Genomic DNA, 24,246 nt, shown 5'->3' on the forward strand with positions numbered 1-24,246 from the left:
GGCCGGGGCGCCGACCGCGCCGACCGCCGCCGGCCCGGCCTGGTCGGCGCCGGCGCCGACCGCCGGGGGCGACCCGCCCCCGCCCCCCGGTGGGTACGCCCCACCGTCCGGCGCCGCCGGCTTCACCTCGCGGTACGGCCTGGTCCGTCCCCGCGACGGCCGCTACCTGGCCGGGGTCTGCGCGGCGATCGGCCGGGCCACCAACACCGACCCGGTGCTGTGGCGGGTGATCCTCGCCGTGCTGGGCTTCTTCGGCGGCGTCGGCCTGCTCGTCTACGTGGCCGCGTGGCTGACCATCCCGGGCGAGGGGGACAGCGCCTCCCCGCTGGAATCAATGCTCGGCCGCGGCCGATCCAGCATGTCCCCGGTCACCGTGATCGTGCTCGGCATCCTGGTGGCGGTGAGCTTCGGCTACATCGTCACCGACGCGTTCCGGGCCGTGCTGCTCGGTGCCGCCATCCTGATCGGTGGGGCGCTGCTGCTCAACCGGGACAACCGGCCCGGGGCGGCGCCGCCACCCGCCCCCGGACCGCCGGCCGCGCCGCCCGGACCGGTTCCCCCGGTCAGCTACCCGGCGCCCGACTACTTCGCTCCGGCGCCGGCCGCCCCGCCGCCGCTCGCCGCCGAGCCCCGTACCGCCGAGCTGCCGACCTGGCCGCCGGCGAGCACCTGGACGGGTACGCCGGCCACCGCCGAGCTACCGGCCGGGTCGACCGCCGTGCCCCCGGCGCCGCCGGTGGCCGCGCCCCTGCCGCCCGGCGGCTACCGGCCGCCGTTCGCGCCGCGCGGCCCCTGGGCGGGGACGTACCCGCCGCCGCCCCCGGCCCCGCCGAAGGTCAAGCCGCCGAAGCGGCCGCGGGAGCGGTCCGCGCTGGGACCGGTCACCTTCTCGCTGATCTTCCTGGCGCTGGGCGTGGTCGCCGTCCTGGACCTGCTGGACGTCTTCCCGATCGGCGCGGCCGGCTACTTCGCGGCGGCCCTGGCCACCATCGGCCTCGGGCTGCTGGTCGGCACCTGGTTCGGCCGGGCCCGCTGGCTGATCGCCCTGGGCCTGGTCACCACCGCGGCCCTGGGGGTGGCCACGGTGGCCGAGTCCTACGACCGGATCCGCGGCGTGGACGGCACCGTGACCTGGTCACCGGCCGACTACCGTGCCCTCGCCACCCGGTACGAGAACAGCTTCGGCGACGCCACCCTGGACCTGCGCGCGGTGGACTTCACCAACCGGGACGCCGAGATCACCGTGGTGGTGAACTTTGGCGAGGGGACGGTGGTGGTACCGCCGAACGTCGACGTGACCACGGTGACCGAGGTGCGGGCCGGCGACGCCACGGTGTTCGGCCAGCGGCCGGCCGGCACGGACGGCCGGTCCCGGGAGGTCACCGACCTCGGCGCCGACGGCGCCGGCGGTGGGAAACTGCGCCTGTACGTGCACGTCAACGCCGGCAATCTGGAGGTGACCCGGTGAGGGTCCACCGCACCGACCTCGTCTCGCTCGCCTTCGGGTTGCTCTTCCTCGGGTTGTCGGCCTGGTGGCTGCTCGCCCAGATCCTCGGGCTGGCCCTGCCCCCGGTCGGCTGGTTCCTGGCCGGTGCGCTGCTGCTGGTCGGTCTGCTCGGCCTGATCGGCGCGCTGCGCACGGCCCGGCACGCCGACCGGGAGCCCGCCGACGCCGGCGGGCCGGAGCCGGCCGCCGAACCCGACCGGGCGGGCACCGGCGACCCGTACCGGTGGGACGGCCCGGAGACCGCCGACGTGCGGATCGAGGGTCCGGAGACCACCTCCGCCCCGCTGTGGGGACCGGACGAAGCGGCGGCGGAGCCCGAGCCGGCGTACCGGCCGGTGGCGGAGGCCGACGAGTGGCCCACCGGGGCGGTCACCGACCGGCTCCCGGACGCCGTCTCCGACCGGCCGGCCGACGCGCCGGAGGGGCCGGCGGAGGAACCAGGCGACGGCCGGACGCGCGAGATGCCCCGCCTCCCGTCGGCCGCCCCGGTCAGCGGCCCCCCGGCCGGCGAACACCGACCGCCGGCCTGAGCACGCCGGTGCGGCCGGCCGGCACGGACTCGTATGCTGGCCGGTGGAGATCCCGCCTCCGCCGGCCGGCCGTCCCGCCCGTGGTCGCGCCGCCGGGTCGCCCGGCCCGACCGGGGTCGCGCCGACCAGGTCACGGGGGCGGTCCCGCCGCGATGCCCGTCTCTACCCCGTCAGGAGCCCGTCCGACATGACCCAGTCCCCCGCCGTGCGCCCCCCCGGCCCGTCCGGCCCGGTCCGCATCGGCGAGCGCGCCGCCCGTACCCTCGTCACCGAGCTGGCCCGGCGTAACGACCCGAAGACCGCCCTCCTGGTCGGCGCGGCCCCGGAGTCCGCGGTGCTGGCCGCGGCGATCGACGCGCTGCTCCCCGGCGACACGCTCACCGTGGTGCCGGCCGGGACGACCGGCGCCGCCGCGCTCCGCGAGCACGTGACGGCCCAGGGCCGCTGGGTCGCCGACCGGGTACGCGTCGTCGACACCCTCGCCGAGGCGGACGCCGCCGAGGTGGTGGTCGCGGCCGAGCCGTTCACCGGCACCGCCGAGGAGGCGCGGACGACGATCGACGGGCTGGCCAAGTACCTCACCGACGGCTCCGTGCTCAGCGTCGCCGCGCCGGTCTTCCGCAGCGCCGGCGCCGCCGCCGAGCTGGACCGGCAGGGCGTGCTGCACGGGGTCGGCAACGACCTGGTGCTGCGCAACACCCCACCGGTCCGGGTGCACCACCTCCGGTTCACCCCGGCCGACGTCGCGCTGGCCGCCCGGCTGGCCCCGGCGCACCGGCCGTCCAGCGTCCCGCTGACCCGGGGCATGCACCTCGACTCCAACGGCGTCGCGGCGGCCGGGATCGCCCTCGGGCTGGCCGCGCTGGCCCGGCTCACCCGGCCGAAGTCGAAGCTGTGGCTGGTGCCGGCGCTGGCCGCCGCCCCGGTCGCCGCGTTCTTCCGCGACCCGCAGCGGGACGTCCCGGAGGACCCGTCCGCCGTGGTCGCCGCCGCGGACGGCCAGGTGCTCTCGGTGCAGCGACTGCACGACGAGCGCTTCGGCGCCGGCGAGTGGCTGCGCGTCGCCGTCTTCCTCTCGGTGCTGGACGTGCACGTCAACCGGGCGCCGGTCGCCGGCAAGGTGGTCGACTACTTCGTCGCCGACGGCGGCTTCGTCAACGCGATGAAGCCGGACGCCGAGCACAACGTGGCGGCGTACACGGTGCTGGACACCGACCACGGCACGGTGGTGGTGGCGCAGCGGACCGGCCTGATCGCCCGGCGGATCGTGCAGCGGGCGCCGGTCGGCGCGCTGCTGGCCCGGGGTGAGCGCTTCGGCCTGATCCGGTTCGGCTCGCGCACCGACGTCTACCTGCCGGCGGACGCCGCCGAGCCGCTGGTCGGTCCCGGCGACAAGGTGGTCGGCGGGTCCACGGTCATCGCCCGCTGGCTGTGACGAAAGCGCGAAGGGGCGCCGCGGTCGCGGCGCCCCTTCGTCGTACGTGCGGGTGGGTCAGGCGGTCCGGCGCTGGTGCAGCCAGAGCAGCGGGCCGCTGACCAGGTAGCCCACCACCACGAGGGCGAAGGTGAGCCGGATGTCGACCAGCGCACCGACCACCGGGGCCAGCCAGAGCCACGGGGGCAGCTTGACCAGGCGGGCGAGCTTCGCGTACGGGAAGCTGCTGACCATCGCGAAGGCGAGCAGCGCGACGCCGGCGATCTGCACGACGGCCGGCAGCGGCAGCCCGATGGCGACGGTCAGGGCGAGCACCGCCGCCGCCATGGTGGTCGGCACGCCGCAGAAGAAGCGGCCGTCCTTGGGCGAGACGTTGAACCGGGCGAGCCGGATCGCGGCGCAGCCCGCGACGAGCGCGGCCGCAACGGCGGCGGCTCCGGTGGGGGCCGAGCCGACGAGCGAGGCGTAGACCACCACCGGGGCGGCGAGGCCGAAGGAGCACATGTCGGCCAGCGAGTCCATCTGGGCGCCGAACGGGCTGGCCACGCCGAGCTTGCGGGCGAGGGCGCCGTCGAGGCCGTCGAAGGCCACGCAGGCGATCAGGAGGAGCGCGGCCACCCGGGCCTCACCGGCCATCGCCACGAAGATGGCGTTGATGCCGAGCACCAGGCTGGCCAGGGTGCAGGCGTTGACCAGGGCGAACTTCATCCGGCGCGCCGGGGTGCGGGCACCGGGCAGCAGCGGGATCGACATCGCCGACGCGTCGTCGACCGGCGTCGTCGGGGCGACGGCCGGGCTGACCGGCATGATCGCCTCGAGCTCGGCCCGGTCGGGGCCGATGGTCCGGTCGAAGCGGTCGGCCAGGTACCGGCGGCGCTGTCGGTCGACGAGGCGCTCGGGAAGCACCAGCTCGGTGTCGCCACGCAGGTCGCCGTCGCGACGGCCCACCCGGACGAGCAGCACCTGGCGGGCGAACGTGCTGCTGCGGCGCAACCGGCCCGCCCAGCGACGCCCTGCGGGGCGCGGACTGTCAGTCGTACGACGCCGGCGCCATGGGGCTCTCGGCACGTTTCCTCCATCACCGGATCGGCTGACCGCCCTGATGGGCGGGTGTCCGGCTGTCTCGTGCCGGACCGCTGTTGGCCCGGCAGCCCGTTCAAGCGGAGTACACCATTGCACAGGAAGTGGCGGTTGGCGATAGCTGCCGGCGGTACTTATATCTCCCTTAAACCGCGCGAACCGCTGCCTTGTTCCCATCTCGGGCCTCATCGCCCGTTTTCTCCGCCAACCTGTGCTTCCGACTGTACCGGAGCCTGCCCCGGTCGGCCGGGCGAGCGGGTGCTATCGGCCTGCACGTCCGGTTGCCAGCGCCGCCACCTCGGTCAGCCGCAGGCCCGCGACCTGCGCGGATGTGAACCACGCCGCCCGTTCGGTCGATCCGCCGGCCTGCTCGGTGACCTCCGGCTCCCCCGGCCGGTCGACCCGGACCCGGTAGACCACCCGCACCGCGTGCCAGTCCAGCGGTCGGCCCTCGGGACCCAGCGCAGCAGGGTTGTGCAGATTGTCGACCGTCAACAGCTCGACCACCCGGCCGAGCTGCCCGGACTCCTCCACCAGCTCGCGCAGCAGCCCGGCCGCCGGCTGCTCGCCGTGATCCGTGCCACCACCGGGCAGGTGCCACCGGCCGGCGCCCGGGTAGCCCGCCGCGATCATCGTCAGCAGCACCCGGTCGGCCGGGTCGGTGACCAGCCCGTACGCCGCGAAGCGCTGCCGGCGGTCGGCGGTGGGCGGGGCGTCCGGTGGCAGCGGCCGGGGCAGTTCCGCCGGCAGCGGCGTGACCGGCAGGCCGAGCAGCTCGGCGGTGAACGGCATCAGCGGCACCACCGCCGCCTCGTCCGGGGTGAACCAGGCCAGCGCGTCGCTGCCGCCGGTCGGCTCGGGACGCGGCTCGCCACCGCGGACCCGGACGTCGAAGATCAACCGGTCGGTGTGCACGGCCAGGTCGGTACCGCCGTCGGCGGTGCGGAAGGTGGCCACGTCGGCCACCGCGGCCCGCGCCCCGGCCACCTCGACGTCGAGGCCGGTCTCCTCGGCGAACTCCCGGACCACCGCGTGCGCCGGGTGCTCGGCGTGCTCCACGCCGCCACCCGGCAGCTGCCACACCCCCGGGTACGGGCAGGACGCCGCCCCACGGGCCAGCAGCACCCGCCTCGCGTCGTCCGCGCAGAACCCGTACGCGCCGATCCGCCGCCGCTCCAGCACGCCCACTCTCCCGCCCTCACCCCGTCGATCATGAGGTTAGCGGTCGGGCGTCCGGCGTGCCGGTCGACCGGTCGGCACAGTCAGGTGAGCCGGGCCGCCTGCACGGCCTCGGCCGTCACCTCGGTGAGGCGGTCGGTGGGGAGGGCGCCCAGCTCCTCCTTGGCGAACCAGCGCGCCTCACAGGTGGAGCCGCCGACGTCGTACACGGTCGGCGGGGCCGGCTGGTCGACCACCACCCGGTAGAAGGCGCGCACCCCGTGCCAGTCGATCGGGTAGCCCTCCGGGCCGAGCGAGGCGGCGTCCCGGTGGCTGGCCACGCCCAGCAGCTCGACCAGGCGGCCGTTCTGCCCGGTCTCCTCGACCAGCTCGCGGATCAGCGCGGCGCCCGGCTGCTCGCCGTAGTCGGTGCCGCCGCCGGGCAGGTGCCAGCAGCCCGCCCCCGGGTAGCCGTCGGAGACCCGGGTGAGCAGCACCCGCCCCTCCGGGTCGGTCACCACCGCGTACGCGGCGAAGCGCTGCGCCCGGTGCAGCCCGTCCGGGCCGGGCACGGCGTAGAAGGAGGGGAACTCGGGGGCCTCGTCCGGCACGATGTCGGCCGAGGAGGCGGGCAGGCCGAGGGCGCGCGCGGTGAACGAGCGCAGCGGCAGCCGGCGGGCTTCCTCCGGGGTCACCCAGCGGGCCAGATCGGTGGGGCGGTCGATCCGGTCGGCGAGGGTGCCGCCGCGGACCGAGACCCGGTAGATCAGCCGGTCGGTGTGGATGGTGATGCCCCGGTCGGGCAGCGCCCGCATGTCGGCGAGCACGTCGTCGAGGCCGGAGACGGCGACCGAGAGCCCGGTCTCGGCGGCGGTCTCCCGGACGACGGTGTGCTTCGGGTCCTCACCGTGGTCGACCGCCCCACCGGGCAGGGACCACACGCCGGGAGTGCCGGAGCGCCCCGATGCGCGGACCAGCAACACTCGGCCGACTGAATCAGCACAGACTGCGTATGCCGCGATCCTGCGGAGCGGCTCCAGCAAGGTGGTCACGGAGCCAAATTCTCCCCGCCCCGGGTTACCTGAATCGAAAAGAGTCAGATTCCTGACTCTTGGCTGGCACCTCAGGGATCGATCAGGGTAGGGATCGGGGCGGTCACCGAGGGCGGCCGGCCAGCCGGCGCGGAGCGTGGAGACATGACCTCGACCCACACCCTCCACGCCCCGTACAAGCAGCTCCGCCGCCCGACGACGGACCGGATGGTGGCCGGCGTCGCCAGCGGCGTCGGCCGGTACTTCGCCGTCGACCCCACCCTGGTCCGGGTGGTCTTCGCGGTGGCGACCCTGGTCACCGGCGGTCTCGCCGGGCTGGCGTACCCGATCATGTGGTTCCTGATGCCGGAGGAGCCGGCGGACGCCCCCGCCTGGCCGCACCCGACGGGCGTCGCGCCCCAGGCCGGCCCGGCCGGCTGGCCGACCGCGGCGGTGCCGACCGTACGGCCGGAGCCCGAGCCCCGGACCGCGCCTCAGCCGCCGACGCCGCCGGCCGCCTGAGCCGGCCGGCTCACTCCCACTCGATGGTGCCCGGCGGCTTGCTGGTCACGTCCAGGACCACCCGGTTGACCTCGGCGACCTCGTTGGTGATCCGGGTGGAGATCCGGGCGACCACCTCGTAGGGCAGCCGGGACCAGTCGGCGGTCATCGCGTCCTCGCTGGAGACCGGGCGCAGCACCACGGGATGCCCGTAGCTGCGCCCGTCACCCTGCACACCGACGCTGCGCACGTCGGCCAGGAGCACCACCGGGAACTGCCAGACGCCCCGGTCCAGGCCGGCGGCGGTCAGCTCCTCCCGGGCGATCAGGTCGGCCCGGCGCAGCAGCTCCAGCCGCTCCCGGTCGACCGCGCCGATGATCCGGATGGCCAGGCCCGGACCGGGGAACGGGTGCCGCCAGACCATCGCCTCGGGCAGGCCGAGCTCCAGGCCGAGCGCCCGGACCTCGTCCTTGAAGAGCGTGCGCAGCGGCTCGACCAGGGCGAACTTCAGGTCCTCCGGCAGGCCGCCGACGTTGTGGTGACTCTTGATGTTGGCGGTGCCGGTGCCGCCGCCGGACTCCACCACGTCCGGGTAGAGGGTGCCCTGCACCAGGAACTCGACGTCGCCGTGCGAGGCGATGTCCCGGGCGGCGGCCTCGAAGACCCGGATGAACTCCCGACCGATGATCTTGCGCTTCTGCTCCGGATCGGTCACCCCGGCCAGCGCGCCGAGGAAGCGCTCCTGCGCGTCGACCACCTTGAGCTTGATGCCGGTGGCCGCGACGTAGTCCTTCTCCACCTGCTCGGCCTCACCGGCGCGCAGCAGGCCGTGGTCGACGAAGACGCAGGTGAGCTGGTCACCGACGGCCTTGTGCACCAGCGCGGCGGCGACCGCGGAGTCCACGCCGCCGCTCAGGCCGCAGATGACCTCCTTGTCGCCCACCTGCTCCCGGATCCGGGCCACCTGCTCGTCGATGATGTTCGACGGGGTCCAGGTCGGCTCGATGCCGGCGATGTCGTAGAGGAACCGGGACAGCATCTCCTGGCCGTGCGCGGTGTGCCCGACCTCCGGGTGGAACTGCACGCCGGCCCGGCGCCCGACCAGGTCCTCGAACGCCGCCACCGGCGCGCCCGCCGACTCGGCGGTCACCGTGAAGCCCTCGGGCGCCTCGGTCACCGCGTCGCCGTGGCTCATCCAGACCGGCAGGTCCGCCGGCAGGTCGCGCAGGAGGACGCCGGGCTCGAGGAGGCGGGGACGCAGCGGGGTGCCGCCGTACTCGCGGTTGCCGGTCCGCGCGACCGTGCCGCCGAGCGCCTGGGCCATCGCCTGGAAGCCGTAGCAGATGCCGAAGACCGGCACGTCGGCGGTGAACATCCCGGCGTCGATCTGCGGCGCGCCGGGCGCGTAGACGCTGGACGGGCCGCCGGACAGGATGATCGCGGCCGGGTTCTTCGCCAGCATCTCGGCGACCGGCATGGAGTGCGGGACGATCTCCGAGTAGACCTTCGCCTCGCGCACCCGACGCGCGATGAGCTGGGCGTACTGGGCTCCGAAGTCCACCACGAGGACGGGGCGAGGCGTGCTCATGTGCAGAAAGCCTACCGACAGTCACTTCCGGCCCGGGCACGGGCCGTGCTTCCCGCGCGCCGCGTCACGTCGCCGCCGGTCAGGGTCGCCGCCGGTCGCGCTCAGGGACGTAGCGCCGCCGGGGCGCCCGCCGGCACCGCCGGACTCCGCGGGGGTACGGCCGCCACCCGGCGGTACGCCTCGCCGAGCAGCGGCCGGGGGTCCGCCTCGCCCTTGTTGGGCCAGAAGGACATCGCCCGCTCCGCTTGGGCGGTGATCGTCAGCGACGGGTTGACGCCGAGGTTGGCGGAGACCGCCGCGCCGTCCACCACGTGCAGCCCCGGGTGGCCGTACACCCGGTGCCAGGGGTCGATCACCCCGTCGGCGGAGGTCGCGCCGATCACCGCACCGCCGAGGATGTGCGCGGTCATCGGGATGTTGAACGGCTCGGTCAGCGCGCCGCCCGGAGTACCGCCGATCTCCTCACCGAGCAGCCGGACCGCCTGGTTGCCGGCCGGGATCCAGGTCGGGGTGGGCGCACCGTGCCCCGGACCGGAGACCAGCCGCCGGCCGAACGGGCCGCGCCGCCAGCGGGTGGTCAGCGAGTTGTCGGCGGACTGCATCACCAGCGCGATCACCGTCCGCTCGGACCAGCCGCGCACCGAGAGCATCCGGGCCGCCAGGCCGGGCTGCCGGACGATGCTGCCCAGCCAGCGCCGGACCCGGTGCGGGCCGCCGTCGACGAGCAGCGACTGGAGCAGCCCCATCGCGTTGGAACCGCGGCCGTAGCGGACCGGCTCGATGTGGGTCTGCGGGTCGGGGTGGAACGAGCTGGTGATCGCCACCCCCTCGGTGAAGTCCATCCGCTGCGCCCGGGCCCGCTGGCGGGGCACCGAGGCGCCGAGGATCGCCTCCGAGTTCGTCCTGGTCAGCTCGCCCAGCCGGTCCGACAGGTGGGGCAGCGCCCCGGTCGCCTTCATCTCGTGCAGCAGCCGCTGGGTGCCGAGCGCCCCGGCGGCGAAGACCACCTGGTCGGCGTGGATCACCTGCCGGCGCCGGCGCGGCCAGGCCCCGGTACGCACGGTGTGCACCTCGTACCCGCCGTCGGCGGCCGGCCGGACCGCGGTGACCGTGGTCAACGGGTGGACCCGGGCGCCGAGCCGTTCGGCCAGCCAGAGGTAGTTCTTGACCAGGGTGTTCTTGGCGCCGTGCCGGCAACCAGTCATGCACGAGCCGCAGTGCGTGCAGCCCGTCCGCTCCGGCCCCACCCCGCCGAAGTACGGGTCGGCGACCCGCTGCCCGGGGCGGCCGATGTGCACCCCGACCGGGGTGGCGTGGAAGGTGTGCGCCACCCCCATCCGCTCGGCGACCGCCCGCATCGCCCGGTCCGCGCCGGTGACGATCGGGTACGTGGTGACTCCGAGCATCCGCTTGGCCTGGTCGTAGTGGCGGGCCAGCTCGTCGCGCCAGTCGGTGACGTCCCGCCACTGCGGGTCGGCGTAGAAGGCGTCCAGCGGCTCGTAGAGGGTGTTGGCGTAGACCAGGGAGCCGCCGCCCACCCCGGCGCCGGAGAGCACCATGACGCCGCCGCCGGACTTCCGGTCGGCCGAGCGGAGCAGGGTGATCCGTTGCAGGCCGTAGCAGCCGAGCCTCGGCGCCCAGAGGAAGCGCCGGGCCCGCCACGAGGTCTGGGGGAACTCGTCGTCGGCGAACCGCCGGCCGGCCTCCAGGACCCCGACGGTGTACCCCTTCTCGGCCAGCCTCAGGGCGGTGACGCTGCCGCCGAAGCCGGACCCGATGACGACCACGTCGTACCGCATGAACGCATCATTACCGTCGAGTAGCCATCGCGCCAGTGCCGTTTTCCGGCGATCATGATCCTGTCGAGCTGGTCCGCCCGGCCCGGGCCGCAACTTCCGCCCCCTGTCGGAGCGTTGTGCACACGGGGGTGGCGAGGATGAGCCAGGCGAGCGGAGCGCGGCGACCGCGCTGGATATTGGGCGTGGCCGCCCTCGGGGCGGTGCTCCTGGTGGTGGCGGCCGCCCTGGTGATCGCCCGGCTGGTCCGCGACGACGAGCCGTCCCGGCGGACCGGCGCGGTCGCCGCCACCGGCACCCCGCAGGCCGCCACCACCTCCCAGGCCGCCGCCCCGAGCCCGACCGCCCCGCCCGGCACCGGCGTCACCGGCCCGCTCAACCTGCTGGTCGTCGGCCTGGACACCCGGGTCAGCGTGCCCGGCTGGGAGCCGCACAGCGACGCGGTGCTGGTGCTGCACGTGCCGGCCGGGCTGGACCGGGCGTACCTCTTCTCGCTCCCCCGCGACCTGCTGGTCGACATCCCGGCGTTCCCGAAGTCGGGCTGGAAGGGCGGCCGGACGAAGCTGACCCACTCGATGAGCTACGGCAGCCGGGTGCCCGGCAAGCCCAAGGAGCCGAACCCGGCCCAGGGGTACGAGCTGCTGCGCAGCACGGTCAGCGGCTACACCGGGCTGCGCATCGACGCTGGCGCGGTGATCAACTTCCCGGGGTTCGAAAAGCTGGTCAACACCCTCGGCGGGGTCGACCTCTATGTCGACGAGAAGGTGACCTCCATCCACCGCAGGCCGGACGGGAAGTACCGGGACCTGCTCCCGTCGGGCGGCGGTTACACCGGGCCGCAGATGGTCTACGAGCCGGGCGACCGCCACCTCAACGGCTGGCAGGCGCTGGACTACGGCCGGCAGCGCTACATCACCGGCGGCGACTACGCCCGGCAGCGCCACCAGCAGCAGCTGATCCGGGCGCTGACCGCCAAGATCCTGAGCGACGACCTGGCCCGGCAGCCGGACCGGGTGCAGCAGGTCATCGACGCGCTCGGCGCCAGCCTGATCTACGTCGGCGGCCCGCGGATCGTCGACGTCGCCTACGCCCTGGGCGGGCTGGACATCGCCCGGTTCACCCTGGTCGCGCTCCCCGGCAAGGGGGTGGGCAAGGGCAGCGCCTACAAGGGTGAGCAGCTCACCCCGGTCGGCCGGGGCTTCCTCCCCGCGCTCAAGGCGGGCGACGCGGAACAGTACCTCGACGCCCACCCCGAGCTGCGGGTGAAGAACTAGAGCTTCTTCGGGACGGCGGGCTTCTTCGTGCCGTTGAGCCAGGCGGCGAAGAGCGCGTCGAGCTGCTTGCCGGAGATCCGCTCGGCCAGCGCCACGAACTCGGCGGTGGTGCCGTTGCCGTCCCGCTGCTCCTTGGCCCAGGCCTTGATGATCTGGAAGAACTTCTGGTCGCCGACGGACATCCGCAGCGCGTGCGCCGTCATCCCACCACGCTGGTAGACCGACTCGCCGAACAGGTTCTTCACCCCCGGCCTGCCGGGCGGGGTCTTCCAGACCGCGGCCGGCACCCGGGCCATCCGGATGTCGAACGCCTGCTGGGCGGTGTACTCCCCGGTGTGCTCGGCCCAGAGCCACTCGGCGTACGTGGCCAGACCCTCGTTCAGCCAGATGTCCTGCCACTTCTCCAGCGCCACGCTGTCGCCGAACCACTGATGGGCCAGCTCGTGCGCGACCACCTGGGTGTTCTCGCCGCGGCGGAAGAAGCCGGCGGAGTAGACCGGGCGGCTCTGCGTCTCCAGCGCGTAGCGGATGCGGTCGTCGGAGACGACCACCCCGCCGTACGCGCCGAACGGGTACGGGCCGAAGACGCTCTCCAGGTAGTCGGCCACCTTCACGGTCTGCGCGATGGACCGGTCCGCGGCGCCCTTGGCCACCTTGGTGGTGACGGCGCTGTAGACCGGCCGTCCCTTGTGCTGCCCGGTGGTGATCCGGAAGTTGCCGATCACGACGGTGCTCAGGTAGCTGGCCATCGGGGACTTCTCCGACCACTTCCAGGTGGTCCAGCCACCGGTGCTGGTCTTACCGCCCGGTACGCCGTTGCTGACCGCGGTCAACCCGTCCGGGACGGTGATCTCGAAGTCGTAGGTGGCCTTGTCCGAGGGGTGGTCGTTGACCGGGTACCAGGTGCTGGCCGACTCCGGCTGGCCGAGGGCGATCGCGCCGTCGGTGGTGTGCAGCCAGCCGCCGTCGCCGATCACCTCGTTCTTCAGCGCCCGCGGCGTACCGCCGTAGGTGATCTCGGCGACGAAGTCGGCGTCCTTGGCCAGCCCGGTCGCCGGGGTGACCACCAGTTCGTTCTTCTCCGCCGTGTGGGCGGCGTCGGCGCCGTCGACGGTCACCGCGCTCACGGCGAGGCCGGCGAGGTCCAGGTGGAACGACTTCAGGTCGGCGGTGGCCTTCGCCCGGACCGTGGTGACGCCGGTGAGCTTGTCGGATTTCGGGTCGTAGCGGACCTTGACCGTGTAGCCGGCGACGTCGTAGCCGCCGTTGCCGTACGTCGGGAAGTAGGCGTCGCCGACGCCGGCCGCCCCGGGCTGGAAGTTCCGCGACGGCTGCGGCTCGGCGCTCGTGGTCGCCGTCGACGACGACGCCGACGGGGCCGGCTCCTCCGCGTCGCAGGCCGTCAGCCCGAGTGCCCCGGTTGCCAGCAGCGCGGCGCCCATCGACAGGCTCCTCCGCATCACTCTCATCGTTCGCCCTTCCCCGTTGCGCGACCGCCCGACCGGGCCGGTCGTCGTCGGCAGCCTAGCGATCGACGGTCACCACGTCCTCACGGCAGGCCGGGAGCCGTGGCGCCGACCAGCCAGGCGTCGAAGAAGGCGTCGAGCGACCGGCCGGCGACCTTCCCGGCGTACGCCACGAAGTCGGCGGTGGTGGCGGTGCCGCCCTTCCGCTCGGCGGTCCAGCCGCGCAGGATGCGGAAGAAGGTCTCGTCGCCGACGGTGCGGCGCAACGCGTGCACGGCCAGGGCGCCGCGCCGGTAGACGGCGTCGCCGAAGAGCCCCGCGGTTCCCGGGTCGACGGACGGCTCGGACCAGTCGGTCACCGCGTACTGGAGTTCGAAGGCGCGCTGCGCGGTACGGCCACCGGTGTGCTCGGCCCAGAGCCACTCGGCGTAGGTGGCGAAGCCCTCGTTGAGCCAGATGTCGCTCCACCGGGCCACCGAGACGCTGTCACCGAACCACTGGTGGGCCAACTCGTGCGCGACCACCCCCTCGTCCGGCCGCCCGGTGCGGAAGAAGCCCGGCCCGTACACCGGGCGGGACTGGGTCTCCAGGGCGTACCGGATCCGGTCGTCGGCGATCGCCACCCCGCCGTACGCGTCGAAGGGGTACGGCCCGAAGCGTTCGGCGAGGAAGTCCACGATGGCCCCGGTGCGCTCGAGCGAGCGGGCCGCCGGACCGTCGGCGGGCAGACCGGCGGCGACCGCGGTGACCATCGGCCGGCCGGCGTGGGTGCCGGTGGTGACCCGGTAGTCGCCGATCACCAGCGTGCACAGGTAGCTGGCCATCGGGGACGACTCGGTCCACCGCCAGGTGGTCCAGCCGTTCGCGCTGGTCCGCTCCCCGGGCACCCCGTTGCCGATCGCCGCGAGTCCGTCCGGGACGGTCGCCTCCACCTGGTACGTCGCCTTGTCCGACGGGTGGTCGTCGACCGGGAACCAGGTGGCCGCCGAGTCGGGCTGGCCGAGCGCGATCGCCCCGTCGGCGGTGTGCAGCCAGCCGCCGCTGCCCAGCACGCCGTCGGAGACGGCGGTGGGCACCCCGGCGTAGTCGACCTCGACGGTGAAGCCGGCGCCGCGCGGCAGCCTCCGGGGCGGGGTGACCACCAGTTCGTCGCCGTCGCGCCGGTGCGCGGCGGGCGTCCCGCCGACGGTGACCCGGGAGACGTCCAGCCCGACCAGGTCCAGGTTGAACCGGGAGAGCGCCTGGGTGGCGGTGGCGTCGACGGCGGCGTGGCCGGTGAGCCGGTCGCTCGCCGGGTCGTAGCGCACCCGCAGCCGGTACGCCGAGACGTCGTAACCGCCGTTGCCGTGACCGGGCACGTACGGGTCCCCGGCGTCGGCCGCCCCGGGCCGGAACCCGTCGTCGGTGCAGCCCGCGCCGGACGCGACGACGCAGGTCAGCGCGGCGACGAGGGCCAACCGGCGGCGGGCCCGACTCCGTCCGGTCTGGACCATGCGCTCCTCCTCTCCGATCTCCGACGAGCCTAGCCAGGGCGGCGGGAGGCGAGGCCGGATCGGAGACTTCCACCGCGCGGTACGACGAAGCCGGCCCACCGTGACGGTGGGCCGGCTTCCGACGTGTGCGCGACCGGTCAGCGGTCGAGGACCAGGCCGACCTTCTGGAACTCCTTGAGGTCGCGGTAGCCGCACTTGGCCATCGCCCGGCGCAGCCCGCCGAAGAGGTTGAGCTGGCCGTCCGGCTCGTCGGCCGGGCCGAAGAGCAGCTGCTCCATCGAGCCGATCGGCTCGCCGGCCACCTCGAACGCGCCGCGTGGCAGCGACGGGTGGCTGGCCGCCGAGTGCCACCAGGCGCCACCGGCCGGCGCCTCCTCGCAGAGCGAGAGCGGCTCGCCGAGCATCACCGCGTCGGCGCCGCAGCCGAGCGCCTTGGCGATGTCGCCGGAGGTCTGGATGTCGCCGTCGGCGATCAGGTGCACGTACCGGCCGCCGGTCTCGTCGAGGTAGTCCCGGCGGGCCGCGGCGGCGTCGGCGATCGCGGTGGCCATCGGCACCCGGATGCCGAGCACCGACTCGGTGGTCGACCAGTCGTCGCCGCCGATGCCGACGATGACACCGGCCGCGCCGGTGCGCATCAGGTGCAGCGCCGTCTTGTAGTCGGTGCAGCCGCCCACGACCACCGGCAGGTCGAGGTCGGCGATGAACTCCTTGAGGTTCAGCGGCTCGTCGGTGGTCGAGACGTGCTCGGCCGAGACGATGGTGCCCTGGATGACCAGGATGTCCACGCCCGCGTCGAGGATGACCGGGGCGAGCGCCAGGGTGTGCTGCGGGGAGACGCGGACGGCCACCGTGCCGCCGCCGGCCCGCAGCTCGCGGACCCGCTCGGCGATCAGGTCGGGACGGATCGGCTCCGCGTAGACCTCCTGGAGCCGCTTGGTGGCCCGGGCGTCCTCACCGAGGCCGGCCAGCTCCTCCAGGATCTTGGTCGGATTCTCGTACCGGGTCCAGAGGCCCTCGACGTTGAGCACGCCGAGGCCACCGAGCTGGCCCAGCCTCACCGCGGACGCCGGGCTCATGGTGGCGTCCGACGGGTGCCCGACGCAGGGAATGCCGAACGGGTAGGCGTCGAGCTGCCAGGCCGTGGAGACGTCGTCGACGTCCCGGGTCCGGCGGCTCGGCACGATGGCGATGTCGTCCAGGTGGTAGCCGCGCTGCGCGGTCTTGCCCAGCCCGATCTCGACCACGTCACGCATGGGGACTCCAGGTGTTCGGGGGTGATGGTCAGCGGGAGTGGTAGTTGGGCGCCTCGACGGTCATCTGGATGTCGTGCGGGTGGCTCTCCTTGAGCCCGGCCGCGGTGATCCGGATGAGCTGGCCCCGGCGGTGCAGCTCGGGGATGCTCTCTGCGCCGACGTACCCCATCGCGGCGCGGAGCCCGCCGATGAGCTGGTGGGCGACTGCGGAGAGCGGCCCCCGGTAGGGCACCTGGCCCTCCACGCCCTCGGGGACCAGCTTGTCCTCGGCGAGCACGTCCTGCTGGAAGTAGCGGTCCTTGCTGTACGACTTGGCCTGGCCGCGGGACTGCATCGCGCCGAGCGAGCCCATCCCCCGGTACGCCTTGTACTGCTTGCCGTTGATGAAGATCAGCTCGCCGGGGCTCTCCTCGCAGCCGGCCAGCAGGCTGCCGAGCATCACCGTGTCGGCGCCGGCCACCAGCGCCTTGGCGATGTCGCCGGAATACTGGATGCCGCCGTCGCCGATCACCGGCACGCCGGCCGGACGGGCGGCCCGCGCGGCCTCCATGATCGCGGTGATCTGCGGTACGCCGACCCCGGCCACGATCCGGGTGGTGCAGATCGCGCCCGGGCCCACCCCGACCTTGACGCCGTCGGCGCCCGCGTCGACCAGCGCCTTCGCGCCGGCGTACGTGGCGACGTTGCCGCCCACGATGTCGATCGTGACGTCCTTCTTGAGCTGGCGGACCATGTCCAGCACCGCCCGCTGGTGGCCGTGCGCGGTGTCCACGATCAGCACGTCGACGCCCGCGTCGACCAGGGTCCGGGCCCGCTTGTACGCGTCCTCGCCGACCCCGATGGCGGCGGCGACCCGGAGCCGGCCCGCGTCGTCCTTGGTGGCGTTCGGGTACTGCTCGCTCTTGGTGAAGTCCTTGACGGTGATCAGCCCGCGCAGCCGACCCGAGTCGTCGACGATCGGCAGCTTCTCCACCTTGTGCCGGCGCAGCAGGTCGAGCGCGTCGTCCTTGCTCACCCCGACCGGCGCGGTGATCAGCGGGGTGTGGGTCATGATGTCGCGGACCCGGGTGCTCGGCTCGGATTCGAACCGCATGTCGCGGTTGGTGACGATGCCGACCAGCTGGCCGCCGGCGTCGACCACCGGCACGCCGGAGATGCGGTAGCGGCCGCAGAGCGCGTCGACGTCGCGGAGGGTGTCGTCGGGGCTGGCCGTCACCGGGTTGGTGATCATGCCGGACTCGGAGCGCTTCACCAGGTCGACCTGGAGCGCCTGGTCCTCGAGGGAGAGGTTGCGGTGCAGCACCCCGATGCCGCCCTGGCGGGCCATCGCGATCGCCATCCGCGCCTCGGTGACGGTGTCCATCGCGCTGGAGAGCAGCGGCACGGTCAGCTCGATGGTGCGGGTGAGCTTCGTCCGGGTGTTGACCCGGCTGGGCACCACGTCCGACTCGCCCGGCTGGAGCAGCACGTCGTCGAAGGTCAGCCCGAGCGGGACCACCCGCGCCGAGCCGGCGGGCAACTCCGGCAGGTGACCGCCCAGCTCGCCGGTGTCGAGGCCGGCCGGAAGATCGGTGCTGGGCGAATTCTCCACGATGTGCTCTCCTGAGCTGCTCGGACGGGCTCCGGCGCGGCGGCACGCGCGGGCGCCGGCGCTCGCCGGGATGACGGCGCGTCGCTTCATCGTACCCATTGAGCTGCGCCGCCCCCGGCGGTGCCGCCGCGGGTCGGCAGCGTCAGAGGGGCCGGCGGGGGGACGCGTCGCGCGGGGGTTGGGTCTACGGTGAGAGGGTGCACGAGGAGCCCATCGACCCGTTCAACGGCGACCCCGCCGATCCGGCAGCGGGCCTGCACGATCCGGGCGAGGACGGCCCGCTCGACCCGCTGACCGAGGTCGAGCGGCAGGACGTGCTGGAGGACCTGGCGGACCTGGAGATCTACCAGGCCCTGCTGGCGCCGATCGGGGTGCGTGGGCTGGTCATCGAGTGCGAGGACTGCCGCGAGCCGCACTACTTCGACTGGGACCTGCTCCGCGGCAACCTGCGTCACCTGCTCAGCTCCGGGCGCCCGCGGGTGCACGAGCCGGCCTACGACCCGGATCCGGACCACTACGTCACCTGGGACTACGCGCGCGGCTACGCCGACGGGGTGCACGACACGCTCACCGACGCCGCCGAGGACGACGCCGCCGAGGACTGACCCCCGGCTCAGGCCACCAGCCCGGCCCGGAAGCCGGCGGCCACCGCGTGCGCCCGGTCCCGGGCGCCCAGTTTGCGGAAGAGCCGGCGGGCGTGCGTCTTGACGGTGTCCTCCGAGACGAACAGTTCCCGCCCGATCTCCGCGTTGCTCTTCCCCTCGGCCATGCCGAGCAGCACCTGTAGTTCCCGCTCGGTCAGCCCGACCGGGGCGCGGCCGTTGCGCGCGCCGGGCGCGGACCGCTGACCGGCGGGGGCGGCCGGCTCGGGCTCGCTGCCGTCGGGCTCCACCTCGTCGTCACCGCGCTGCACGGGTACCACCGACGGCGCGCCGCCCGGCCCCTCGGCCGGACCGGCGGGCCAGGACGGTCCGGCGTTACGGCCGCCGGCGGGCCGGGGTGGCGCACCGACCGCCGCGGTGTCCCGGGCCGGGTCGTTCACCCGGTGCCGGGCCGTCCGGCCGGGCGCGGAGAGCAGCAGCAGGGCCTTGGCCACCGCGCTGGTCAGGTCGTTGTCGGCGCCCTGGATGAGGCCCCGGGCTCCGGCGTTGATGGTCGCGGCCGCCGCCTCGGACTCCTCGGTGCCGAGCAGCAGCACCGCGGCCTGCGGCGCGCGGGCCAGCACCCGGCGGACGAAGCCGGCGCTGTCCGGCCGGGTCAGGGCGGTGTCGGCGAGCACCACGTCCACCGGACGTTCGGCGAGTCGCAGCATCACCTCGGGATCGGAGACGGCTGTCCGCACCACCGCGGCCAGCCCCAGTCGGGCTGCCGCGTTGGTCAACTGCTGCGCGGCGAGCGGTGTCCGAACGCACACGAGAACGGTACGCACTGTGGTCTCCTCTCCGCAGAGAGCAGACCATGGCGGCGTCCGCCCGGGAGGAGGTTCCGGGCAATCCTCCGAACTTTTCCGACATCTGGGGCATATGCCGCGAGTTGTCGAGGTTTTCGATCACAGAAGTGTGAGTCCGGGAAAGCCCGGGTACCGAGGGTCCAGGCCGGACACGGTGCGCCCAGGCGGACCGCCGACGGACGCCGGTGAAACGAGGATCTCCGCGGTGCCGCGCGGGAGGAGGGGTGCTGATGTCGAACGTACGCAGACTGCCCGGACCCATCGTCGATCTCTGGGACTGGCAGCGCCTCGGCGCCTGCCGGGGTCGCGACAGCGCCCAGTTCTTCCACCCGGACGGCGAGCGCGGCTCGTCCCGGCTGCGCCGGGAGTCCGGCGCCAAGGCCGTCTGCGGGGCCTGCCCGGTACGCGCCGAGTGCGCCGCCCACGCCCTGTCGGTACGCGAGCCGTACGGCGTCTGGGGTGGCCTCAGCGAGTCCGAGCGGCTCCGGCTGCTCGCCCTCGGCTGGGAGGACCTCGCCGACCGCCGGCAGACCCGGGTCGACATCGCCCGGCTGGAGGCCCGCCTCGGCAGCCCGCACAAGTCGACCGTGCCGGCCCAGCGCAAGATCGCCTGACCCGACCCGCACCGACCTCGTCGACGCCGCGTCCCCGACCCGGGGGCGCGGCGTCGTCGTGCGCGGACGGTGTTCGTGCGTCCCGTCGACCCCGGTACCGGCAGGTGCGCGGACGGCGAGTCGGGTGCTCAGTCCCTACGAACTTGATGACGTTGACGAATCAGCTGAGCACCCGCGGCCGGACGCGCCGACAACGCACCCCGGCCTGCGCGACGATGACGTCGGCGACATCAAGTTTGTAGCGTCCCACGGGACCACTTCCGGTGCGTCCCGACGAGTCCAGCCCTGGCACGAACACGGGGCCGGCCGTGCCCCGGGCGTGACGGGTCAGCGGACGGTCACCTTCACGGTGTGCCAGCCGGTGGCCCCGTCCGGCTCGACCGGCCGGCGCTCGCTGGTCTGGGTCTGCCCGTCGGCGTCCGTCGCCCGCACCTGGAGGGTGTGCTCGCCCGCGGTGGCCGGCCACCGCCAGGACCACTGCACCCAGGTGTCCACCGACACCGTCGGGGCGAGGGTCGCCTCCTGCCAGGGGCCGCCGTCGACGCGTACCTCGACCCGGCTGATTCCGCGATGCTGCGCCCAGGCCACCCCGGCGACCGGCACCGTCCCGGCGGTCAGCCGGTTGCGCGACCGGGGCGTGTCGATCCGGGACTGGGTCTTCACCGGCCCCTGCGCCGCCCAGCCGCGCGGCACCCAGTACGCGTCGAAGTCGGCGAAGCTGGTCAGCTCCAGCTCGGTGACCCACTTGCAGGCCGACACGTAGCCGTACAGGCCGGGGACCACCATCCGGGCCGGGAAGCCGTGCTCCACCGGCAGCGGCTCGCCGTTCATCCCCACCGCCAGCAGCGCGTCCCGGCCGTCCCGCAACATTGCGGTGGGGGTCCCGCAGGTCCAGCCGTCGACCGAGCGCCCGACGACCTGGTCCGCGCCCTCCTCCGGCTCGGCCTCGTCGAGCAGCTCCTTGAGCGGTACGCCCAGCCAGCGGGCGTTGCCGATCAGGTCACCGCCCACCTCGTTGGAGACGCAGGCCAGGGTGACGTACCGCTCGACCATCGGGCGGGCCAGCAGGTCGGCGAAGCTCAGCTCGATCGGGTTGCGCACCCGGCCGTGGATGCGCAGCCGCCAGGTCTCCGGATCCACCTGCGGCACCACCAGCGCGGTGTCGATCCGGTAGAAGCCCGTGTTCGGCGTGGTGTAGGGCGCGAGCTGGGCGAGGGAGAGATCCGCGCCGGCCGGCACCGGCGGGGCGGGGACCGACGGGGTGGGCAGGGCGACCGCCTGCCGCGCCGCCGAGACGCCCCGCCGCCCGGCCAGCCAGTGCCCGCCCAGCCCGGCCACCGTGGCCGCGCCGGCGAGCACGCCCACCCCGCGCAGGAAGCGCCGCCGCGACTCCGGGTCGGTGCTCTCCGGCGGCTCCCACCCGTCCGGCCGGGCCGGCGGCGCGGGCGGGGGCTCGGCGGGCGTGTACGACAGCGGGGTGGGCGGGCACCAGGGCCACGGGTCGACCTGCAACGGGCCGGCCAGAAAGGCCCAGAGCACCAGGCCGCCCAGCGCCGCCCCGACCAGCGACGGGAGCGCGTCGGCGGCGTTCGCGCCGGCACGGGTCAGCGCGGCGGCCGCCCCGAGGACGCCGAAGGCCGCGACGCCGGCCAGCCCGATCCAGAGCCGGCGGACGGCCAGCACCCCGAGCAGCGCGGCGAACCCCGCCAGCAGCAGCGCCGTGCCGACCAGCAGGGCGATCTTGTCGTACGTGCCGAAGACCGCGATGGCGAACTGCTTGAGCGGCCCGGGAACCACGTCGACCACCAGCCCGCCGACCGCGATCAGCGGCGCGGAGCGGGGCCCGGTGAGGACGGCCACCGGCTCGGCGACGCCGACCGCCACGGCGGCGGCGGTGATCCCGGCGAGCGCGGCGAGGCGGCGCGGCGTGCTGCTCATCCGCCCAGTCTTGTCGATCAACCGGGCCGACCGCCAACGACGTCAGCGTTCCGTAATCGCCCGGCGAACGCGTCAGGGCGCACCGTCACTCGACGGTGCGCCCTGACCTGGCGTACGGCGTGGGTCAGAAACCCGGGCCGTGCTGGTGGCCGTGACCGTGGCCGTGCCCACCGGCGGCGGCCGGCTCGGCCTGCTCCGGCTTCTCCACGATCAGGCTCTCGGTGGTGAGCAGCAGGCCGGCGATCGACGCGGCGTTGGTGACCGCGTTACGGGTCACCTTCACCGGGTCGATGATGCCGGACTTGACCAGGTCCACGTACTCGCCGCGAGCGGCGTCGAGGCCGTTGCCCCACTCCTTGCCGGCGACCTTCTGCACCACCACGTAACCGTCGTGGCCGGCGTTCTGGGCGATCCACCGCAGCGGCTCGACCAGCGCCTTGCGGACGATCGAGACACCGGTCTTCTCGTCGCCGGTCAGGCCCAGGTCGTCGGCGAGCGCCGGCAGGATCTGGACCAGCGCGGCGCCACCACCGGGCACCGTGCCCTCCTCGACAGCGGCCTTGGTGGCGGCGATCGCGTCCTCGATGCGGTGCTTGCGCTCCTTCATCTCGACCTCGGTCGCCGCGCCCACCTTGATGACCGCGATGCCGCCGGAGAGCTTCGCCAGCCGCTCGGCCAGCTTCTCCCGGTCCCACTCGGAGTCCGAGGCCTCGATCTCCTTGCGGATCTGCGCGACCCGGTCGGCGACCTCGGAGGACTGGCCGCCACCGTCGACGACGGTGGTGTTCTCCTTGTCGACCACGACGCGCCGGGCGGTGCCGAGCACCTCCAGGCCGACCTGGTCGAGCTTGTAACCCAGCTCCGGGGCGACCAGCTCGGCGCCGGTCAGGATCGCCATGTCCTGCAGCATCGCCTTGCGCCGGTCGCCGAAGCCCGGGGCCTTGACCGCGCAGACCTTGAGGGTCTTACGGATCGAGTTGACCACCAGGGTCGACAGCGCCTGGCCGTCGACGTCCTCGGCGATGATCAGCAGCGGCTTGCTGTTCTGGAGGACCTTCTCCAGCAGCGGCAGCAGCTCCTCGATCGCCGAGATCTTCTGCGTCGTGATCAGGATGTACGGGTCCTCCAGGACCGACTCCTGCGACTCCATGTCGGTGACGAAGTTCGGCGAGATGAAGCCCTTGTCGAACTGGAGACCCTCGGTCACCTCCAGCTCGGTGGTGAGCGCGGAGCCCTCCTCGACGGTGATGACACCGTCGCGCCCGACCCGCTCCATCGCCTCGGCGATCAGCTCGCCGATCGTGGCGTCCTGCGCGGAGATCGTCGCGACGTGCGCGACGGACTCCTTGTCGGAGACCGCGACGGCCCGGTCGAGCAGCGCCTCGGAGACCTTGGCGGCCGCCGCGTCGATGCCCCGCTTGAGACCGGACGGGCTCGCCCCGGCGGTCACGTTGCGCAGGCCCTCGCGGACCATCGCCTGGGCCAGCACGGTCGCGGTGGTGGTCCCGTCGCCGGCGACGTCGTTGGTCTTGGTCGCCACCTCCTTGACCAGCTGCGCGCCGAGGTTCTCGTACGGGTTGGTGAGCTCGATCTCCTTGGCGATGGTCACGCCATCGTTGGTGATCGTGGGCGCACCGAATTTCTTGTCCAGGACGACGTTGCGCCCGCGCGGGCCGAGGGTGACCTTGACCGTGTCCGCGAGGGCGTTGACACCGTGCTCAAGCAGGTGCCGGGCGTCGTCCGAGAAGCTCAGGATCTTCGCCATGAATGTCCCTTCGAAGCGACGTTGCCCCGGCCCGGCGAGCCGGACCGGGGCAACGACACTGATCGGTTGCTTACTTCTCGATGACCGCGAGGACGTCGCGGGCGGAGAGCACCAGGTACTCCTCGCCGGCGTACTTGACCTCGGTGCCGCCGTACTTCGAGTAGAGAACGGTGTCGCCGACCTTGACGTCGAGCGGCACGCGGTTGCCGTTGTCGTCGATCCGGCCCGGGCCGACAGCGAGGACGGTGCCCTCCTGCGGCTTCTCCTTGGCGGTGTCGGGGATCACGATGCCCGACGCCGTGGTGGTCTCAGCCTCGTTCGCCTGGACCACGATCCGGTCCTCGAGCGGCTTGATCGCAACCTTGGTCGCGGTAGTCACGGGCATACCCTCCCGGGGTACTGGTTTCGTTACCGGTCGACCGGAGCCGACCAGCGTCAATCTGCCACATGCCACCGGGCGGGGCCGTCGTCGCGGGTGCCGGTCCGCCTGGCGTTCAGCGCCCGTGCCGAGTGACCCGGGAGCTGGCACCCTCAGGGTGAGAGTGCTAATCGCAGGTTATTCCTCGGCTAGCACTCCGTCAAGGAGAGTGCCAGCCCGCCGCCCGGCGCGTCGCGCCCGCCGGGGAGAATGGCGGGCGTGGAACTCGACCAGCTGGCCGCGCTGCGTACCCCCGAGGGGTCGGCCGCGCTCGCCGCGGCGACCGGGCTGGCCGGGCCTCGGCGGTGCGCCCGGCCGCCAGCGCCAACGCGCCCAGCGGGGCCAGGATGTACCC

Annotated in this window: 19 protein-coding genes and 1 pseudogene; 7 read left to right on the plus strand and 13 right to left on the minus strand. The window is 73.9% G+C overall.

All coding sequences use genetic code 11. The features are described from left to right. The 3 genes and pseudogenes from V6U81_RS26760 to V6U81_RS26770 form a co-directional block, all read left to right on the plus strand. Positions 1-1,468: PspC domain-containing protein (locus tag V6U81_RS26760; protein ID WP_334493351.1), on the plus strand; the 1,468-nt coding region annotated here is incomplete at its 5' end. Continuing rightward, positions 1,465-1,707: pseudogene (locus V6U81_RS26765) on the plus strand (hypothetical protein); the annotation flags it as partial. The gene V6U81_RS26760 and the pseudogene V6U81_RS26765, both read left to right, overlap by 4 nt. 517 nt (positions 1,708-2,224) lie before the next feature. Beyond that, the gene (locus tag V6U81_RS26770; RefSeq protein ID WP_334493354.1) at positions 2,225-3,472 is read left to right on the plus strand and encodes a phosphatidylserine decarboxylase; all 1,248 of its coding nucleotides are present in this window, start codon (positions 2,225-2,227) and stop codon (positions 3,470-3,472) included. 57 nt (positions 3,473-3,529) lie between these two features. Here V6U81_RS26770 and V6U81_RS26775 read toward each other — a convergent pair whose 3' ends face one another. The 3 genes from V6U81_RS26775 to V6U81_RS26785 all read right to left on the minus strand — a co-directional run bounded on the left by V6U81_RS26775 (position 3,530) and on the right by V6U81_RS26785 (position 6,762). Then, entirely contained in the window at positions 3,530-4,465 is a 936-nt protein-coding gene (locus V6U81_RS26775; RefSeq protein WP_334493357.1) for a CDP-alcohol phosphatidyltransferase family protein, read from the minus strand. 348 nt (positions 4,466-4,813) lie between these two features. Further along, entirely contained in the window at positions 4,814-5,734 is a 921-nt protein-coding gene (locus tag V6U81_RS26780) for an NUDIX domain-containing protein (protein ID WP_334493359.1), read from the minus strand. Between the two features lie 80 nt (positions 5,735-5,814). Continuing rightward, positions 5,815-6,762, minus strand: a complete 948-nt coding sequence (locus tag V6U81_RS26785) for an NUDIX hydrolase (RefSeq protein ID WP_334493361.1) — start codon at positions 6,760-6,762, stop codon at positions 5,815-5,817. 144 nt (positions 6,763-6,906) lie between these two features. Between V6U81_RS26785 and V6U81_RS26790 the strand changes: the two genes are divergently transcribed. Continuing rightward, positions 6,907-7,263: a PspC domain-containing protein gene (locus V6U81_RS26790; RefSeq protein ID WP_334493364.1), complete on the plus strand. Its 357-nt coding sequence runs from the start codon at positions 6,907-6,909 to the stop codon at positions 7,261-7,263. Between the two features lie 10 nt (positions 7,264-7,273). Here the strand turns inward: V6U81_RS26790 and guaA are convergent, their stop codons facing one another. Together guaA and V6U81_RS26800 are read right to left on the minus strand one after the other, a co-directional pair. Then, positions 7,274-8,830, minus strand: a complete 1,557-nt coding sequence (gene guaA, locus V6U81_RS26795; protein ID WP_334493367.1) for a glutamine-hydrolyzing GMP synthase — start codon at positions 8,828-8,830, stop codon at positions 7,274-7,276. Between the two features lie 101 nt (positions 8,831-8,931). Beyond that, positions 8,932-10,629 (minus strand): FAD-dependent oxidoreductase, encoded by a 1,698-nt coding sequence (locus V6U81_RS26800; protein WP_334493370.1) that lies wholly within the window; start codon positions 10,627-10,629, stop codon positions 8,932-8,934. A 137-nt stretch (positions 10,630-10,766) separates the two neighbouring features. Between V6U81_RS26800 and V6U81_RS26805 the strand changes: the two genes are divergently transcribed. After that, positions 10,767-11,900: an LCP family protein gene (locus V6U81_RS26805; protein WP_334493373.1), complete on the plus strand. Its 1,134-nt coding sequence runs from the start codon at positions 10,767-10,769 to the stop codon at positions 11,898-11,900. Here V6U81_RS26805 and V6U81_RS26810 read toward each other — a convergent pair. The 4 genes from V6U81_RS26810 to guaB all read right to left on the minus strand — a co-directional run bounded on the left by V6U81_RS26810 (position 11,897) and on the right by guaB (position 17,706). After that, a complete protein-coding gene (locus V6U81_RS26810; protein ID WP_420884095.1) occupies positions 11,897-13,360 on the minus strand; it encodes a M1 family metallopeptidase in 1,464 nt (487 codons plus the stop codon). The two genes, V6U81_RS26805 and V6U81_RS26810, sit on opposite strands and share 4 nt — an antisense overlap. Before the next feature lie 89 nt (positions 13,361-13,449). After that, on the minus strand, positions 13,450-14,859 hold the full coding sequence (locus V6U81_RS26815) for a M1 family metallopeptidase (RefSeq protein ID WP_334493379.1): 1,410 nt from the start codon (positions 14,857-14,859) through the stop codon (positions 13,450-13,452). 137 nt (positions 14,860-14,996) lie between these two features. After that, positions 14,997-16,115 carry a GuaB3 family IMP dehydrogenase-related protein gene (locus V6U81_RS26820; RefSeq protein WP_334493382.1) on the minus strand — a complete coding sequence of 373 codons (1,119 nt, stop codon included), beginning with the start codon at positions 16,113-16,115 and terminating at the stop codon, positions 14,997-14,999. A 28-nt stretch (positions 16,116-16,143) separates the two neighbouring features. Then, positions 16,144-17,706, minus strand: a complete 1,563-nt coding sequence (gene guaB, locus V6U81_RS26825; RefSeq protein WP_334493385.1) for an IMP dehydrogenase — start codon at positions 17,704-17,706, stop codon at positions 16,144-16,146. A gap of 197 nt (positions 17,707-17,903) precedes the next feature. Between guaB and V6U81_RS26830 the strand changes: the two genes are divergently transcribed. Beyond that, positions 17,904-18,311, plus strand: coding sequence for a DUF5319 domain-containing protein (locus V6U81_RS26830; protein ID WP_334493388.1), 408 nt, complete (start codon positions 17,904-17,906; stop codon positions 18,309-18,311). Positions 18,312-18,319: 8 nt separating this feature from the next. On the opposite strand, the gene V6U81_RS26835 is transcribed toward V6U81_RS26830, so the two are convergent. Next, positions 18,320-19,135 (minus strand): response regulator transcription factor, encoded by an 816-nt coding sequence (locus tag V6U81_RS26835; protein ID WP_334493390.1) that lies wholly within the window; start codon positions 19,133-19,135, stop codon positions 18,320-18,322. Between the two features lie 251 nt (positions 19,136-19,386). Here V6U81_RS26835 and V6U81_RS26840 point away from each other — a divergent pair, with 251 nt between their 5' ends. Further along, positions 19,387-19,770, plus strand: coding sequence for a WhiB family transcriptional regulator (locus V6U81_RS26840; RefSeq protein WP_334493391.1), 384 nt, complete (start codon positions 19,387-19,389; stop codon positions 19,768-19,770). 327 nt (positions 19,771-20,097) lie between these two features. Here the strand turns inward: V6U81_RS26840 and V6U81_RS26845 are convergent, their stop codons facing one another. From V6U81_RS26845 to groES, 3 genes are all read right to left on the minus strand, one after another. Continuing rightward, positions 20,098-21,708 (minus strand): molybdopterin-dependent oxidoreductase, encoded by a 1,611-nt coding sequence (locus V6U81_RS26845; protein WP_334493393.1) that lies wholly within the window; start codon positions 21,706-21,708, stop codon positions 20,098-20,100. A 124-nt stretch (positions 21,709-21,832) separates the two neighbouring features. Next, positions 21,833-23,473, minus strand: a complete 1,641-nt coding sequence (gene groL / locus V6U81_RS26850; protein WP_334493396.1) for a chaperonin GroEL — start codon at positions 23,471-23,473, stop codon at positions 21,833-21,835. A 70-nt stretch (positions 23,474-23,543) separates the two neighbouring features. Continuing rightward, positions 23,544-23,858: a co-chaperone GroES gene (groES, locus tag V6U81_RS26855; RefSeq protein ID WP_084757526.1), complete on the minus strand. Its 315-nt coding sequence runs from the start codon at positions 23,856-23,858 to the stop codon at positions 23,544-23,546. Positions 23,859-24,246 lie beyond the last annotated feature (388 nt).

This window comes from Micromonospora lacuserhaii (genome assembly GCF_036902735.1).
In the GTDB taxonomy this organism is placed as follows: Bacteria; Actinomycetota; Actinomycetes; order Mycobacteriales; family Micromonosporaceae; genus Micromonospora.

Excerpts from the sequence above, each read along its gene's own strand:
- V6U81_RS26770 (WP_334493354.1), top strand. The coding sequence starts at position 2,225 with ATGACCCAGTCCCCCGCCGTGCGCCCCCCCGGCCCGTCCGGCCCGGTC.
- V6U81_RS26790 (WP_334493364.1), top strand. The coding sequence starts at position 6,907 with ATGACCTCGACCCACACCCTCCACGCCCCGTACAAGCAGCTCCGCCGC.
- guaA (WP_334493367.1), bottom strand. The coding sequence starts at position 8,830 with ATGAGCACGCCTCGCCCCGTCCTCGTGGTGGACTTCGGAGCCCAGTAC.
- V6U81_RS26800 (WP_334493370.1), bottom strand. The coding sequence starts at position 10,629 with ATGCGGTACGACGTGGTCGTCATCGGGTCCGGCTTCGGCGGCAGCGTC.
- V6U81_RS26805 (WP_334493373.1), top strand. The coding sequence starts at position 10,767 with ATGAGCCAGGCGAGCGGAGCGCGGCGACCGCGCTGGATATTGGGCGTG.
- V6U81_RS26810 (WP_420884095.1), bottom strand. The coding sequence starts at position 13,360 with ATGCGGAGGAGCCTGTCGATGGGCGCCGCGCTGCTGGCAACCGGGGCA.
- V6U81_RS26815 (WP_334493379.1), bottom strand. The coding sequence starts at position 14,859 with ATGGTCCAGACCGGACGGAGTCGGGCCCGCCGCCGGTTGGCCCTCGTC.
- V6U81_RS26820 (WP_334493382.1), bottom strand. The coding sequence starts at position 16,115 with ATGCGTGACGTGGTCGAGATCGGGCTGGGCAAGACCGCGCAGCGCGGC.
- V6U81_RS26840 (WP_334493391.1), top strand. The coding sequence starts at position 19,387 with ATGTCGAACGTACGCAGACTGCCCGGACCCATCGTCGATCTCTGGGAC.
- V6U81_RS26845 (WP_334493393.1), bottom strand. The coding sequence starts at position 21,708 with ATGAGCAGCACGCCGCGCCGCCTCGCCGCGCTCGCCGGGATCACCGCC.
- groL (WP_334493396.1), bottom strand. The coding sequence starts at position 23,473 with ATGGCGAAGATCCTGAGCTTCTCGGACGACGCCCGGCACCTGCTTGAG.
- groES (WP_084757526.1), bottom strand. The coding sequence starts at position 23,858 with ATGCCCGTGACTACCGCGACCAAGGTTGCGATCAAGCCGCTCGAGGAC.